The 14,216-nt window shown below is 66.8% G+C and carries 14 protein-coding genes and 1 tRNA gene; 12 read left to right on the forward strand and 3 right to left on the reverse strand.

The genetic code is table 11. The annotated features are described in order from the left end of the window. Positions 1–121 precede the first annotated feature (121 nt). Positions 122–1,573 carry an XRE family transcriptional regulator gene (locus tag FM104_RS05370; RefSeq protein ID WP_087130448.1) on the forward strand — a complete coding sequence of 484 codons (1,452 nt, stop codon included), beginning with the start codon at positions 122–124 and terminating at the stop codon, positions 1,571–1,573. Positions 1,574–1,697: 124 nt separating this feature from the next. On the opposite strand, the gene FM104_RS05375 is transcribed toward FM104_RS05370, so the two are convergent. After that, the gene (locus FM104_RS05375; RefSeq protein WP_087130431.1) at positions 1,698–3,224 is read right to left on the reverse strand and encodes a PucR family transcriptional regulator; all 1,527 of its coding nucleotides are present in this window, start codon (positions 3,222–3,224) and stop codon (positions 1,698–1,700) included. 88 nt (positions 3,225–3,312) lie between these two features. Between FM104_RS05375 and gabT the strand changes: the two genes are divergently transcribed. The 5 genes from gabT to FM104_RS05395 all read left to right on the forward strand — a co-directional run bounded on the left by gabT (position 3,313) and on the right by FM104_RS05395 (position 8,281). Next, on the forward strand, positions 3,313–4,671 hold the full coding sequence (gene gabT / locus FM104_RS05380; RefSeq protein ID WP_087130449.1) for a 4-aminobutyrate--2-oxoglutarate transaminase: 1,359 nt from the start codon (positions 3,313–3,315) through the stop codon (positions 4,669–4,671). 78 nt (positions 4,672–4,749) lie between these two features. Continuing rightward, positions 4,750–4,896 carry a hypothetical protein gene (locus FM104_RS16470; RefSeq protein ID WP_179206681.1) on the forward strand — a complete coding sequence of 49 codons (147 nt, stop codon included), beginning with the start codon at positions 4,750–4,752 and terminating at the stop codon, positions 4,894–4,896. A 40-nt stretch (positions 4,897–4,936) separates the two neighbouring features. After that, the gene (locus FM104_RS05385; RefSeq protein WP_087130432.1) at positions 4,937–6,409 is read left to right on the forward strand and encodes an NAD-dependent succinate-semialdehyde dehydrogenase; all 1,473 of its coding nucleotides are present in this window, start codon (positions 4,937–4,939) and stop codon (positions 6,407–6,409) included. Between the two features lie 18 nt (positions 6,410–6,427). Continuing rightward, entirely contained in the window at positions 6,428–7,789 is a 1,362-nt protein-coding gene (locus FM104_RS05390; RefSeq protein WP_087130433.1) for an aldehyde dehydrogenase family protein, read from the forward strand. 54 nt (positions 7,790–7,843) lie between these two features. Beyond that, positions 7,844–8,281 carry a pyridoxamine 5'-phosphate oxidase family protein gene (locus FM104_RS05395; RefSeq protein WP_087130434.1) on the forward strand — a complete coding sequence of 146 codons (438 nt, stop codon included), beginning with the start codon at positions 7,844–7,846 and terminating at the stop codon, positions 8,279–8,281. Here the strand turns inward: FM104_RS05395 and FM104_RS05400 are convergent. Beyond that, positions 8,275–9,468, reverse strand: coding sequence for a mechanosensitive ion channel family protein (locus FM104_RS05400; protein ID WP_087130435.1), 1,194 nt, complete (start codon positions 9,466–9,468; stop codon positions 8,275–8,277). The genes FM104_RS05395 and FM104_RS05400 overlap by 7 nt on opposite strands. A gap of 168 nt (positions 9,469–9,636) precedes the next feature. On the opposite strand from FM104_RS05400, the gene FM104_RS05405 reads away from it, so the two are divergent. The 5 genes from FM104_RS05405 to rplA all read left to right on the forward strand — a co-directional run bounded on the left by FM104_RS05405 (position 9,637) and on the right by rplA (position 12,403). After that, positions 9,637–9,709: transfer RNA gene (locus FM104_RS05405), tRNA-Trp, on the forward strand. Between the two features lie 41 nt (positions 9,710–9,750). Further along, the gene (gene secE / locus FM104_RS05410; protein ID WP_087130436.1) at positions 9,751–10,020 is read left to right on the forward strand and encodes a preprotein translocase subunit SecE; all 270 of its coding nucleotides are present in this window, start codon (positions 9,751–9,753) and stop codon (positions 10,018–10,020) included. Positions 10,021–10,062: 42 nt separating this feature from the next. Continuing rightward, positions 10,063–11,103, forward strand: coding sequence for a transcription termination/antitermination protein NusG (nusG, locus tag FM104_RS05415; RefSeq protein ID WP_087130437.1), 1,041 nt, complete (start codon positions 10,063–10,065; stop codon positions 11,101–11,103). 171 nt (positions 11,104–11,274) lie between these two features. Next, on the forward strand, positions 11,275–11,706 hold the full coding sequence (gene rplK, locus FM104_RS05420; RefSeq protein ID WP_087130438.1) for a 50S ribosomal protein L11: 432 nt from the start codon (positions 11,275–11,277) through the stop codon (positions 11,704–11,706). 7 nt (positions 11,707–11,713) lie between these two features. Continuing rightward, positions 11,714–12,403, forward strand: coding sequence for a 50S ribosomal protein L1 (gene rplA, locus FM104_RS05425; protein ID WP_179206683.1), 690 nt, complete (start codon positions 11,714–11,716; stop codon positions 12,401–12,403). Between the two features lie 65 nt (positions 12,404–12,468). On the opposite strand, the gene FM104_RS05430 is transcribed toward rplA, so the two are convergent. After that, positions 12,469–13,179: a LysE/ArgO family amino acid transporter gene (locus tag FM104_RS05430; RefSeq protein WP_087130440.1), complete on the reverse strand. Its 711-nt coding sequence runs from the start codon at positions 13,177–13,179 to the stop codon at positions 12,469–12,471. A gap of 43 nt (positions 13,180–13,222) precedes the next feature. Here FM104_RS05430 and FM104_RS05435 point away from each other — a divergent pair, with 43 nt between their 5' ends. Next, positions 13,223–14,107, forward strand: coding sequence for a LysR family transcriptional regulator ArgP (locus FM104_RS05435; protein ID WP_256971530.1), 885 nt, complete (start codon positions 13,223–13,225; stop codon positions 14,105–14,107). Positions 14,108–14,216: the final 109 nt, after the last annotated feature.

Genomic DNA, 14,216 nt, shown 5'->3' on the forward strand with positions numbered 1-14,216 from the left:
ACTGGCAGTGTCGAAGTGGCCGGGTGGCTTGCTCCTACTCTGGGTGAAGTTTGCGCACTCGCCTGGCCAAACCGGGGGAGAAGTTTTACGAAACTTCTGTTTTTGTGAGATGCTCAACCGCATGACCCTCGCAGAATCGGCAGAAGAGCCCGACGCCCTCACAATCGGACGCCGAATCCGGCAGTTGCGCACAGCCCGGGGAATGACTCTCGATGAGCTCGCCGGAGCGATCGACCGGGCGCCCAGCCAGCTGTCGATGTTCGAGACCGGAAAACGCGAGCCGAAGCTCACCCTGCTGCAGACGATCGCCCGCGCGCTGGGCACCACACTCGACGAGCTTCTCGAGGGCGAGCCGCTCGATGAGCGCAGCACCATGGAAATTGCACTCGAGCGCGCCATGAAGGGGCAGACCTTTCAGACGCTCGGCATCTCGCCGTTCCGAATCGCGAAGTCGGTTCCGTCGGAGGCGCTCAAGACGATGCTCGCGCTGCACGGCGAGATCGAGCGGCTGCGCGACGAGCGTGCCGCGACACCTGAAGAGGCCCGGCGCGCGAACGTCGAGCTGCGCCACCTGATGCGCACGCAGGACAACTACTTCGCCGATCTCGAGCAGCGGGCAGCGGAGATCCTGGCTGCTGTCCAGCATCCGGGCGGTCCGCTGACGCAGCGCACCGCGTCGGAGATCGCCGCCCACCTCGGCTTCACGCTGCACTACGCCCCTGATCTCCCGCAGACAACTCGCAGCGTCGCCGACCTCGCCCACGGGCGGCTCTATCTCTCCAGCAGCATCCCGTCGAAGGGCGATCCGCGCGCCGCGGTGCTGCAAGCGCTGTCGAGCCGCATCCTCGGCCACGGTGAGCCGCGCAGCTACGCCGAGTTCCTGCGCCAGCGCGTCGAGACGAACTACCTCACCGGTGCGCTGTTGATTCCCGAAGCGCATGTGGTGCCGATCCTGCAGGATGCGAAGTCACGCCGGGCGATCTCCGTCGAAGATCTGCGCGACACCTACTCGGTGTCGTACGAGACCGCGGCGCACCGCTTCACCAACCTCGCCACACGGCATCTCGGCATCCCGGTGCACTTCCTCAAGGTGCACGAGTCGGGCACCATCACCAAGGCGTACGAGAACGATGACGTCAACTTCCCGACCGACCGCCTCGGCTCCATCGAGGGCCAGATGTGCTGCCGGCGATGGACGAGCCGTGCGGTGTTCGATGTCGAGGACCGCTTCAATCCGTATTACCAGTACACCGACACCGGCAACGGCACATACTGGTGCACCGCTCGTGTGGAGCCGTCGAGCGAGGGGCTGCACTCGGTGAGCGTAGGCGTGCGCTTCGACGACACGAAGTGGTTCGTGGGCCGTGACACCCCCAATCGCGGCGTCTCCAAGCACTCCGTCGAGACGTGCTGCCGACGGGCGCCCGCCGAGTTGGAAGCGCGCTGGCGCGAGAACTCCTGGCCGAACGTGCGCACCCCGCGCACGCTGCTGGCGACCCTGCCGACCGGCTCGTTCCCCGGCGTCGACACGACCGACGTCTACGAGTTCCTCGACGCCCACGCTCCGCGCTGAGTCGCAGGAACTGCGAGAAACCACTTCCCGCACGAGAAACCACCTGTGGCGTGGTTTCTCACGCAGGAAGTGGTTTCTCGATGAGAGGTTTCCCGCTCGGGAGCGCATGCAGGCGGGGTGGCGCTCAGTCGTCGGCGATGCGCAGGGCGGCCCAGAGCTCGGCGCGGGCGGGGAACGATGCGAGATCCTGCCCGAGCAGGGCCGCGGACTGCGCCACGCGAGATCGCAGCGTGTGCCGATGGATGCCGAGAGCCGCCGCTGCCGGCTCGAAGCGGGCGTCGTGCTCCAGCCACACCCGCAACGAGTTCTCTAGTTCAGCATCGGCCCGGCGGTCGTGCGCGCGCAGCGGTGCGAGGCGGGAAGCGGCGACCAGCCTCGCGTCGTCTGTGGTGACAGCACTGAGCATGCTGGATGCCACGGTGTCGGCATAGCGCACCGCACCGCCACCATCCGCCGCGGGCCCGACATATCGCAGCGCCGTCATCGCCTGGGCATGCGCCCGAGAGAAGGTGTTGTACTCCTGGGGGTCGGACACACCCAGTCGGATGCTGAAGCGCGCCGCCGCCTCGTCCAGCAGCGCGTGATCCGCGGCCGGCATGCACAGGGTGACCGCAGCCTCGGACGAAGACGCGAAAGTCGCGGCACCCCTTTCGGCATGCAGCCGTTCCCACCATTCGAGGAGCGCGTCCGCTGCCGCTCCGGCGCGGGTGACCGCGACGACGATCGGCCCGGCCGGCATCGAACCGAGCACGCGACGGGCGAGGGTCGGGTCATCGAGCAGGAGTGATTCGAGGACTTGCGCGCGCAAGCGGCGACGGCCGCGGGCCAGCGATGCGTTCTGCTCCAGTGACAGGCCCGCCATCGCGATCACTGAGGTGACGACCGCGCGGGTCTCGGCATCCTGCGCGGAGGCGGCAATCGCGATCACACCGCGCAGGTGGCCCGTGCGCCCGAGCGTGAACAGCGTATGCGTGCTCTCGGAATCGGTGATGGTGCGACTTGCGGCGCTTCCGCGCTGCAGGAGCTTCTCCGCGGCGGTCGCCACGGCCGCGGAGGATCCGATGCCACGGGGATGCTCGTGCGCGAGTGCGCCGGATGCGTCGAAGAAGCCCACCCAGCATCCGAGCCGCTTCGCAAGCTCTGTGAGCGCCGACTCGAGCCCGCGTGGGCGCAGCGCCGCGATTGCCAATGCGCGCTGGGCGTCGAGCGCCCAGGTGCGTCGGGCATAGGTCTGCGCGGCGATCGACTCGGCGTGGCCGCGCGCGATCGCGATGAACGGCACGTCGTACGGCACGTCGAACAGTGCCAGTCCATGCGTCGCGCACGCCTCGACGAGCTCCGGTGGGATGCCCTGGCTGTGCACCCCGGACCCGAAGCCGAGCCCGTTCACACCGCGCGCCGTCAGCCGCGCGACGTACTCCCTCACACCGTCCGCATCGCCGGCGGCGAACTGCGTGCCCGTCGTCAGGAGCATGAGGTCGTCGGCGAGGAACGGTGTCGGATCGCGCAGGTCAGAGCTGTGCACCCAGCGCACCGGCTGCTCGAGCGCGCCATCGGGCAGAGCAACTTCATCCGAGACGAGGCTCAGCCGCAGTTCACGCCGCGCCAGCAGCGTGCGCAGCGTGGGATTCAGCGGAGGTTCCACCGGCATCCTCTCTTATACGGCACGGCGAATGAGTTGCCTGAATTGTACAGTTCGGCGAGTGCATCCGGCATCCGTCGCGACGTACTCTCGCCCCATGACCCTCATCGACGAGACCTCCTCCCTCCCCGCCGGTGGACCCGCCCTCGAGCAGGTCCGTCGCGTGGGCACCCCGCTGCCCGGTCCGCGCTCGGCCGCCATCCTCGCGCGCAAAGCGGATGCTGTCGCCTCCGGCGTCGCACACTCCATGCCGGTCTCCGTGGTCGCAGCCGGCGGCGGTGTCGTTGTCGATGCCGACGGCAACTCGCTCATCGACCTGGGCTCGGGCATTGCCGTCACCAGCGTCGGCAACGCGCACCCCAAGGTCGCCGCCGCCATCGCTGCGCAAGCCGCACAGTTCACGCACACCTGCTTCATGGTCTCGCCGTACGAGTCGTACGTCGACGTGGCTGAAGCCCTCAATCGGCTGACGCCGGGCGACTTCGCCAAGAAGAGCGCCCTGTTCAACTCCGGCGCCGAAGCCGTCGAGAATGCCGTCAAGATCGCCCGCAAGTACACCGGTCGCCAGTCCGTCGTCGCATTCGACCACGGGTATCACGGCCGCACCAACCTGACCATGGCGCTCACTGCGAAGTCGATGCCGTACAAGTCCGGCTTCGGCCCCTTTGCGCCCGAGACCTATCGCGTGCCCGCCTCCTACCCCTACCGTGACGGACTCACCGGCGCCGAGGCAGCCGAGCGCGCGATCACGATGATCGAGAAGCAGATCGGCGCAGACAACCTCGCGGCCGTCATCATCGAGCCGATTCAGGGCGAGGGCGGCTTCATCGTCCCCGCCGACGGCTTCCTCGACGCCGTGGTCGACTGGTGCCGCGCGAATGATGTCGTCTTCATCGCCGACGAGGTGCAGACCGGCTTCGCCCGCACGGGTGCGATGTTCGCCAGCGAGATCTTCGGCATCGAACCCGACCTGATCACCACGGCGAAGGGCATCGCCGCGGGACTTCCGCTCGCCGGCGTCACCGGGCGCGCCGAGATCATGGATGCCGCGCACGCCGGCGGACTCGGCGGCACCTATGGCGGCAACCCGATCGCCTGCGCCGCCGCGCTCGCCGCGATCGACGTCTTCGAGAACGACGGGCTCGTCGAGCGCGCCCAGCAGATCGGCGCACTGCTGCGCGACCGCCTGGCCGGCATCCAGGCGGAAGACCCGCGCATCGGAGAAGTGCGCGGTCACGGCGCGATGATCGCCGCCGAGTTCGTCGACCCGGCCACCGGCAAGCCGGATGCCGCACTCACGGCCGCTGTCGCGGCTGCCTGCGTCAAGGCGGGCGTGATCGTGCTCACCTGCGGCACATTCGGCAATGTCATCCGCTTCCTGCCGCCGCTGTCGATCGGCGATGAGCTGCTGACCGAAGGACTCGACATCGTCGCCGCGGCGCTCGCCGCGGCCTGAGACCCGCCGATTGCCGTCCGGATCGGGGGATACGGACGGCAATCAGCGCATTCCCATCAACATTTCCAAGGAGCTGCTGTGCTGATATTCCCGTTCGGCATCCTCGGCGTCGGCGTGCTCGGCATCGGCGCCGTGGTGGTGTTCTGGAACGCATATCGACGCCCTGCCTTCTTCAGAGGTGAGACGCTGGGAACGGACGCTCCTGCCAGCGTCCGTCGCCGTTGAACTCGCCGACCTCGCATCCCCGAAAGAATCGAGACGAAACATGAGCACTGCACTCGCATCGAACGAGAAGGAACTCCTTGAACGGGTCCCCACCGGCCTCTTCATCGGCGGCCAGTGGACAGACGCCGAGGCCGGCGGCACGTTCGAGGTGCGCGACCCCGCCACCGGCGAGGTGATCGCCACCATCGCGGATGCGACGCCAGCGGATGGCACCCGAGCCCTCGACGCGGCCGTCGCCGCGCAGGCAGACTGGGCCGCGACCGCACCCCGCACCCGCAGTGACATCCTGCGCCGCGCCTTCGACCTCGTGCAGGAGCACAAGGAGGACCTCGCTCTGCTGATGACTCTCGAGATGGGCAAGCCGCTCGCCGAGTCTCGCGGCGAGGTCGTCTACGGCGGTGAGTTCCTGCGCTGGTTCAGCGAGGAAGCCGTGCGCATCTCCGGTCGCTACGGCATCAACCCCGAGGGCACAGGCCAGATGGTCGTGTCGCAGCGGCCCGTCGGCCCGTCCTTCTTCGTGACGCCGTGGAACTTCCCGTTCGCGATGGCGACGCGCAAGATCGCCCCTGCGCTCGCCGCCGGATGCACCGTCATCATCAAGCCGCCGGCACTGACCCCGCTGACGACGATCTTCTTCACCAAGCTGCTCGAAGAGGCGGGCTTGCCCGCCGGTGTGGTGAACGTCGTGCAGACGTCGCGCTCCAGCGCGCTGTCGGCACCGATCATCGCCGACCCGCGGCTGCGCAAGCTCTCGTTCACCGGGTCCACCGAGGTCGGCCGCAAGCTCATCGCACAGGCTGCCGACGGCATCCTGCGGGTATCGATGGAGCTCGGCGGCAACGCGCCGTTCGTCGTCTTCGACGATGCTGATCTCGACAAGGCCGTCGATGGCGCGATGGCAGCGAAGTTCCGCAATATCGGCCAGGCGTGCACGGCGGCGAACCGCTTCATCGTGCACGAATCGGTCGCAGATGAGTTCGCCCGCCGGGTCACCGAACGGGTGCAGCAGATGAAGATCGGCCGCGGCACCGAAGACGGTGTGACGATCGGCCCGCTGATCGATGCGGATGCTGTGGCCAAGGCCGCCGACCTCGTCGGCGATGCCGTCGAGCGGGGCGCGCGCCTGCTTGCCGGCGGCAATGCACGAGAGGGCGCGGGCACGTTCTACGAGCCGACCGTCCTCACGGACGTCGTCGCGGGCAGCGAGATCCTCCGTGAGGAGATCTTCGGACCGGTGCTCGCCATCGCCACCTTCACCGATGAGGCGGAGGCCGTGCGCATGGCCAACGACACCGAGTACGGACTCGTCTCCTACGTCTTCACCGAAGACCTCGGCCGTGGCCACCGCATGATCGATGCACTCGAGACCGGCATGATGGGCCTCAACGTCGGCGTGGTCTCCAACGCCGCGGCACCCTTCGGCGGCGTCAAGCAGTCGGGCGTCGGCCGCGAGGGCGGCTTCGAGGGCATCCACGAATACCTCTCCACCAAGTACACCCTCATCCCCGCGTAACACTCCTGAAAGGAACGCATGACTGAATATGCCGTCGTGAACCCCGCGACCGGAAAGACCGAAGCCACGTTCGACACCTTCACCGATGCGCAGATCGAGGATGCTGTCGCTCGCGCGGCCGCAGCAGCCGTCACCTGGGCTGCCACCTCGCCCGCCGACCGGGCTGCGGTGATCCGTCGGATCGCCGAGCTGCACCGCGAGCGCCGTGACGAGTTCGCCGCGATCATCGTGCGCGAGATGGGCAAGCCCATCGCCGCGGCCGAGGGCGAGGTCGACTTCGCCGCCGACATCATCGAGTACAACGCCGACAACTTCGACAAGATCACCGGTGATCAGCCGCTGGATATCCTCGGCGAAGGCACCGGCGTCGTCCGCAGGGCGCCGCTGGGTGCGCTCCTCGGGATCATGCCGTGGAACTTCCCGGCCTATCAGGTGGCGCGCTTCGCCGGACCGAACCTCGCGGTGGGCAACACCATCATCCTCAAGCACGCTTCGCAGTGCCCCGAGTCCGCGGCCTTCCTGGAAAAGCTGTACCGCGACGCGGGCCTGCCAGACGGCGGGTACGTCAACGTGTACGCCACGAACGACCAGGCTGCGACGATCATCGCCGACCGGCGAGTGCATGGCGTCTCGGTCACCGGTTCTGAGCGTGCCGGCGCGGCCGTCGCCGAGGTCGCCGGGCGCAACCTGAAGAAGGTGGCGCTGGAGCTCGGCGGCTCCGACCCGTTCATCGTGCTGTCGACCGACGATCTGGATGCTGTCGTGCAGTCGGCCGTCGACGCGCGCCTGGATAACAACGGTCAGTCCTGCAACGGTGCGAAGCGCTTCATCATCATCGACGGTCTCTACGAGGAGTTCACCGCTAAATTCGTGGCCGCGCTCGCCGCCGTCTCCGCCGAGGACCCGACATCGCCCGACACGGTCCTCGGGCCGCTGTCGTCTCTGGTCGCCGCCGAGCGGCTGCAGGAGCAGGTGGATACCGCCGTGGCCCAGGGCGCGACACTGCTCACCGGCGGAACCCGCGAGGGCACGTTCTTCGCCCCGACGGTGCTCGCCGATGTGACGTCGTCGATGGACGTGTATTCCGAGGAGCTGTTCGGGCCGGCCGGTGTCGTCTACCGCGTCGCGGATGAGGATGCCGCGGTCGCCATCGCCAACGACACCTCCTTCGGGCTCGGGTCGTACGTCTTCACGACGGATGCTGCCCAGGCCGAGCGCGTGGCGAACAGCCTCGAGGTCGGCATGGTCTACGTCAACCTCGTGCTCGCCGACAGCCCGGAACTGCCCTTCGGCGGTGTGAAGCGCAGCGGCACCTCGCGGGAGATGGGTCTGCTCGCGGCCGACGAGTTCGTCAACAAGAAGCTGGTTCGCAAGGCCTGAGCAGAACAGGCCGCTGCCCTGTCGCGGAAGGCGCGCGCAAGGCAGAATGGAGGCATGAGCGAGAACAGCGATCCCGTCGTCAGACTCTCCGACGGGGAGTGTCGCGACCGCCTGAGCACACAGTCACTCGGACGCCTGATCACCCGCGTCGGCGACGTGGTGGATGTGTTCCCGGTGAACTACGTGCTCGACGGCGACGGGATCCTGTTCCGCACAGCTCCGGGCAGCAAGCTGCTCGAGCTCACCGTCAACTCGGGAGTGCTCTTCGAAGTCGACGACCACACCGATGCCGAGGCGTGGAGTGTGATCGTGTCGGGCCGAGCCGAAGTGCTGGAGGCTGAGGCGGACGTCGAGCGGGCCGAGAGCCTCGGACTCCAGCCATGGATCCCCACGCTCAAGCGAGTGTTCGTGCGCATCTCTGCCGAGAAGATGACCGGGCGTGCCTTCGAGAGGACCGCTGAGCCCGAACGCACGGGCGTGCAGGACTACTGAGCCTCAGGCTCCTGGGTGTCGATGATCGCGTTGATGGGTCTCGTCTCGTCGCCTCGTGACGGCTCGCCGGCATCCGCACCGGTATCGGCGTTCGCCTGAGCCGCCGTGCGCGGACGCCGCGGACGCGGGAATGCCTCGCCGTCGCGCTCGACGGTCTGGATGCGGGTGCGCGGCAGACCCTCGGGGTTCTCGCGCTGCAGCCACAGCAGCATCTCTTCGCGCACCGTGCGTGAGAGATCGAACATCTGGAACGCATCGGCCGCGCTGATCAGCGCGCGAACCTGCACGTAGCCGCCGACCGTGTCGGTGATGCGCAGCGACGATGCGGCGCCGTCCCACATGCCGCTCTCGTCGAGAATCTGATCGAGCTTCGCGCGCATGCGGAGAATGTCGACGCCCCAGTCGAGGTCGAAGAAGACGGTGCCGAGAACGGCGGTCGACTCACGGGTCCAGTTCTCGTACGGCTGCTGGGTGAAGTAGGTGGAGGGAAGCACCAGTCGGCGCTCATCCCACACCTTCACGACGACGTAGGTCAGGGTGATCTCGTCGATATATCCCCACTCGCCGTTGACCACGACGATGTCCTGCAGGCGGATCGCGCCGCTGAAGGCCAGCTGCATGCCGGCGAACACATTGCTCAACGTCGATTGCGCGGCAAGGCCCGCCACGACCGAAAGGAAACCGGCCGAAGCGAGCAGCGTGCCCCCGACCGCGGCTATGCCGGGGATGGTCAACAGGGCGGCGCCGATGCCGATGATGACGGATGCTGCGCCGATGAGTCGACGAACAACAGCCACCTGGGTGCGCGCGCGCCGCGCCTGCCATCCGTCGGAGCCGTCCTCTGCATACCGAGCCAGGCCCAGGTCTGCGGCGAACATCAGCGCCGACCCGATCGCCCAGGCGGCGGAGAGGATGAGCAGCACGAGAAGCACGTGGTTGAAGCCGGCCTGCACCGCGCCCTGCAGGGGGAGTGTGAGCGCCAGCGCCAGCCACGACAGTGCGACCGTGCTGAACACGGCGAAGGGCACGCGGGTGCGCTGACGCAGCAGGGTCGTCCACATCCGGCCGCGGCCGATCACGCGGATGAGCAGGCCGAACAGTGACGTCACGACAACGACGAGCACAGCGGCAGCAGCCAGCAGAATGATGGCGTTGAAGATGGGAGGGAGGTTCCAGAACGAGACCATGTCGACCCAGCGTATGGGGCATCCCTGTGTGACTCAACCGAGCTGGCGGCCGGACGCGGTTCTGCCAGGGTGCTCGGATGACGTACACTTGTGGGGCAGTTGTCTGCATCCTTCACTGTGCCTTGATCGGCGCAGAGAGGGCGCAGACCCAGGGGCCATCCGGTCTCTAGGGCGGTAGCTCAATTGGCAGAGCAGCGGTCTCCAAAACCGCAGGTTGCAGGTTCGATTCCTGTCCGCCCTGCGCGTCAGCGCACACGCTGACTCACGAAAGGTACTTGCAGGATGGATCAGGACGACGTCGGCGGCGAACTCGCCACAGCAGGCCCGTACGCCCTGCGCGACAAGAAGCTCGGCTTCTTCGGCCGCATCGCGCTGTTCATGCGCCAGGTCGTCAGCGAGCTGCGCAAGGTCGTCACTCCGACCCGCAAGGAGCTGATCAAATTCACTCTCGTCGTCCTGGTGTTCGTCGTGATCGTGATGGCACTGGTCTACGGTTTCGACTCGCTGTTCGGCTATGTGACTCACATCGTGTTCGGGGTTCCGGACAGTTGACGCACCTGCGACGGACGGTCGCAGTGAATGGAAAGAAGCAACGTGTCTGAACGATATTCCGATGACGCAGACTGGGCCACCGCGGCCGAGCAGTCCAGCGAAGAGGACGAGGCCCAGGAGGGCAACATCCTCGCTGAGCAGGAGCGGTCGGCCGCATCTGCCGAGCATGTCGCCCTGCACGTCGAAGACACCGATAACTCCGACACGGAGTATCAAGACGACACGGAAGACATCGAAATCGAAGACCCGGAGGCGGACGCGATCGTGAACGACGCTCTCAACTTGGACCAGACGGCTGAGACCGAGGCAGCTGCTGAGGTTCTCACCGACGCCGCGGCAGAAGAGACCGCAGACGCAGAGACCGCGGCTGCCGAAGAGGTGGCCCCGTACGACGGCCCCGACCTGAACGCTGACGAGGACGCTGCGACGGCGGATGCCGAAGCCGACGAAGACGTGGAAGAGGACCCGTACGAGGCGTTCCGCATGGACCTTCGGATGCTCCCGGGCAAGTGGTACGTCATCCACTCCTATGCCGGGTTCGAGCGCAAGGTGAAGGCCAACATCGAGCAGCGCAAGTCGACGCTCGAGGTCGAGGACGACATCTACCAGATCGAGGTCCCGATGGAGGACGTCGTCGAGATCAAGAACGGCCAGCGCAAGATGGTCACTCGCGTGCGCATCCCGGGCTACGTGCTCGTGCGCATGGAGCTCAACGAAGACACCTGGTCGGTCGTCCGTCACACCCCTGGTGTCACCGGCTTCGTGGGCAACGCGCACAACCCGACCCCGCTGCGCTTCGAAGAGGCCTTCAACATGCTGAAGGCGCTCGTCGAGGTCAAGGACGTTCCCACCGCGAAGTCCATCTCGTCGAAGGGCGGCATCGCCGTCGCGCGTCCGATGGCCGCGGAGATCGACTTCGAGGTCAACGAGACCATCACCATCAAGGAAGGCTCGTTCGCCGGCCTGCCCGGCACGATCAGCGAGATCAAGCCGGAGAGCGGCAAGCTCACTGTGCTCGTCTCGCTCTTCGAGCGCGAGACCCCGGTCGAGCTGTCGTTCGATCAGGTCTCGAAGATGCTCTGACATCTGCTTCGAAAAGGCCCCGCTTCGGCGGGGCCTTTCTCGTTTCGAGCAGGGGCGCCGATCAGGTAGACTTGCATGGTTTGTGCGTCAGCACGAACACGACCGCACCTCGGAGAGGCCGAGGAAGCGGGAGAGGGATGCCCCGGCATCAGCTCGATGAAAGGAAAGAGAATGGCACCCAAGAAGAAGGTGACCGGCCTGATCAAGCTTCAGATCAACGCCGGTGCAGCCAACCCGGCGCCGCCGATCGGCCCCGCGCTCGGTCAGCATGGCGTCAACATCATGGAGTTCTGCAAGGCGTACAACGCCGCGACCGAGTCGCAGCGCGGCAACGTCATCCCCGTGGAGATCACCGTTTACGAGGACCGCAGCTTCACGTTCATCCTGAAGACCCCGCCGGCAGCCGAGCTGATCAAGAAGGCGGCTGGCGTGCAGAAGGCTTCGGCTACGCCGCACACCGTCAAGGTCGGCAAGCTCACCAAGGAGCAGGTACGTCAGATCGCTGAGACCAAGCAGCCTGACCTGAACGCGAACGACATCGACGCCGCCGAGAAGATCATCGCCGGCACTGCCCGTTCCATGGGCATCACGGTCGAGGGCTAAGGGGAACATCATGGCAAAGTCCAAGGCATACAACGCTGCTCTCGCAAAGCTCGAGGCAGACCGCTTCTACACCCCCACCGAGGCCGTCACGCTGGCCAAGGAGACGGGTTCTGCGAAGTTCGACTCGACCGTCGAGGTCGCGCTGAAGCTCGCTGTCGACCCGCGCAAGGCAGACCAGATGGTGCGCGGCACCGTCATGCTCCCGCACGGCACCGGTAAGACCGCTCGCGTCATCGTCTTCGCGAACGGTCCGGCCGCTGAGGCTGCGATCGCCGCTGGCGCTGACGAGGTCGGTGGCTCCGAGCTGATCGAGAAGGTCGCCGCTGGCTGGACCGACTTCGACGCCGCGGTGTCGACCCCTGAGCTCATGGGCCAGGTCGGTCGCCTGGGCAAGGTGCTGGGCCCGCGTGGCCTGATGCCCAACCCGAAGACCGGTACCGTGACCCCCAACCCGGCCAAGGCCGTCGAGGAGATCAAGGGCGGAAAGATCGAGTTCCGCGTCGACAAGCACGCCAATGTGCACTTCATCGTCGGCAAGGCCTCGTTCACGGCTGACCAGCTCAACGAGAACATCTCGGCAGCTCTCGACGAGATCGTTCGTCTGAAGCCGTCGAGCGCCAAGGGTCGTTACATCCAGAAGGGTGCCGTGTCGACCACGTTCGGCCCCGGCATCCCGCTGGACGTCAACGCCATCTGAGCATGACTCGAGAAGACCCCCGTCGCGTTTCGCGGCGGGGGTCTTCTGCGTTTGCATGCGCTGCGTCAGCCTCCGAGCACGGGTAGGACCAGCGCCACGCCCAGCGCGATCATGACGACGGCGATGAGGGTGTCCAGCATGCGCCAGGCGCGTGGCGTGCTCAGCCAGCGGCCGAGGTAGCGCGCACCGAACCCCAGACCTGCGAACCACAGGAAGCTGGCAAAGATCGCTCCGGCGGCGAAGACCCAGCGGGCGTCGCCGTGGGTGGCCGCGACCGAGCCGAGCATCAGCACAGTGTCGAGGTAGACATGCGGGTTCAGCCAGGTGAGGGCGAGAACGGTCGCGATCACCGGCGCGAGTCGGGTGCGAGTGCGAGTGGCAGTGAGAGTGGATGCTGCGGCGGCATCCGTCTGCCCCGGTGAGTGCGTGTCGACGCGGGGACTCTGGTTGAGGGAAAGGCCCTGATCGCTCCCGCGCCATGCGCGCTTCGCGGCGAGGAGGCCATACGCGACGAGGAAGATCGCGCCCGCACAGCGGGCCACGATGACCAGCCACGGGGCCCGCTCGACCAGCAGGCCGAGGCCTGCGACGCCAGCGGTGATCAGCACCGCGTCGGAGATCGCGCAGATCAGCACGACGGCCAGCACGTGATCGCGGCGCATCCCCTGGCGCAGCACGAAGACATTCTGCGCACCGATCGCGATGATCAGCGAGAGGCCGAGGCCGATGCCGGAGAGGAAGGTGAGCACCTCTCTACGGTAGGGGTGGCCAGACATGAGCACCAGCGAAGAAAGCTGCATCTGCATTAGCCTGGCTTATGTGAAGATCGATGCGCAGCTCGCCGCCACTGTCGCTGCCGTCGTCGACGAGGGCAGTTTCGATGCGGCCGCTCGTCGCCTGCACATCACGCCGTCTGCGGTGAGTCAGCGCATCAAGGCCATCGAGCAGCAGCTGGGGCGCGTCGTCGTCGTGCGTTCTCGTCCGGTGCGGACCACCGAGGCAGGCGAGGCTCTCGTGCGCTTGGCGCGGCAGGTCGAGCTGCTCGAGCATGACACAGTGGCGGCGTTCGGGCTCGATCCTGGGGAGTCGGCCGCACCTCGCATCCGCGTGCCGCTCGCCGTCAACGCCGATTCCATGGCGACGTGGTTCCTCGCACCGATGGCCCGCATCGCGTGGCGCTTCGACGTCGACGTCGATCTGCACCGCGACGACCAGGACTACACCGCTCGGCTGCTGGAGTCCGGTGAGGTGATGGCAGCCGTGACCAGCGAGGCGGAACCGGTGGGTGGGAGTGCTGTGACCCGGTTGGGGATGCTCGAGTATCGGCCGATGGCAACCGCCGACTTCATCGCCCGGCACTTCGCCGAGGGTGTCTCTGTCGAGAGTCTGAGCCGTGCGCCGTTCGTCGATTTCGATCGTCGCGACACCCTGCAGCAGGACTGGCTGCGCGGTCGTGGAGTCGACCCGTGGGTGGTGCCTCGGCACTATGTGCCGGCATCCCACGACTTTGCGCAGGCTGTGCGGCTGGGGCTCGGGTGGGGGATGATCCCCGTACTGCAGGCGACCGAGAACCTCGTCGAGCTCGACGGGCCATCGACACGTGTGCCCCTTTACTGGCAGCAGTGGAACCTGCGGTCCTCGCTGCTGGATGCCATCGCCGAAGAGGTTGCTTCCGAAGCACGCGCGGTGCTGGCTGCTTTCTAGCAGCATCCGCTCTCGGTCATGTCGCGAGTGCACGGGATGCTGGCGAGTGCACGGAATACGCGCGCTGTGGTTCCTGTGCACTCGGCGAGATGTCGTGCACTCGGCGGCG

Source organism: Microbacterium esteraromaticum (assembly GCF_900163815.1).
Classification (GTDB): domain Bacteria; phylum Actinomycetota; class Actinomycetes; order Actinomycetales; family Microbacteriaceae; genus Microbacterium; species Microbacterium esteraromaticum_B.

Coding starts and splice junctions, on each gene's coding strand:
- FM104_RS05370 (WP_087130448.1), top strand. CDS start 122: ATGACCCTCGCAGAATCGGCAGAAGAGCCCGACGCCCTCACAATCGGA.
- FM104_RS05375 (WP_087130431.1), bottom strand. CDS start 3,224: ATGCCGGTGGAACCTCCGCTGAATCCCACGCTGCGCACGCTGCTGGCG.
- gabT (WP_087130449.1), top strand. CDS start 3,313: ATGACCCTCATCGACGAGACCTCCTCCCTCCCCGCCGGTGGACCCGCC.
- FM104_RS05385 (WP_087130432.1), top strand. CDS start 4,937: ATGAGCACTGCACTCGCATCGAACGAGAAGGAACTCCTTGAACGGGTC.
- FM104_RS05390 (WP_087130433.1), top strand. CDS start 6,428: ATGACTGAATATGCCGTCGTGAACCCCGCGACCGGAAAGACCGAAGCC.
- FM104_RS05395 (WP_087130434.1), top strand. CDS start 7,844: ATGAGCGAGAACAGCGATCCCGTCGTCAGACTCTCCGACGGGGAGTGT.
- FM104_RS05400 (WP_087130435.1), bottom strand. CDS start 9,468: ATGGTCTCGTTCTGGAACCTCCCTCCCATCTTCAACGCCATCATTCTG.
- secE (WP_087130436.1), top strand. CDS start 9,751: ATGGATCAGGACGACGTCGGCGGCGAACTCGCCACAGCAGGCCCGTAC.
- rplK (WP_087130438.1), top strand. CDS start 11,275: ATGGCACCCAAGAAGAAGGTGACCGGCCTGATCAAGCTTCAGATCAAC.
- FM104_RS05430 (WP_087130440.1), bottom strand. CDS start 13,179: ATGTCTGGCCACCCCTACCGTAGAGAGGTGCTCACCTTCCTCTCCGGC.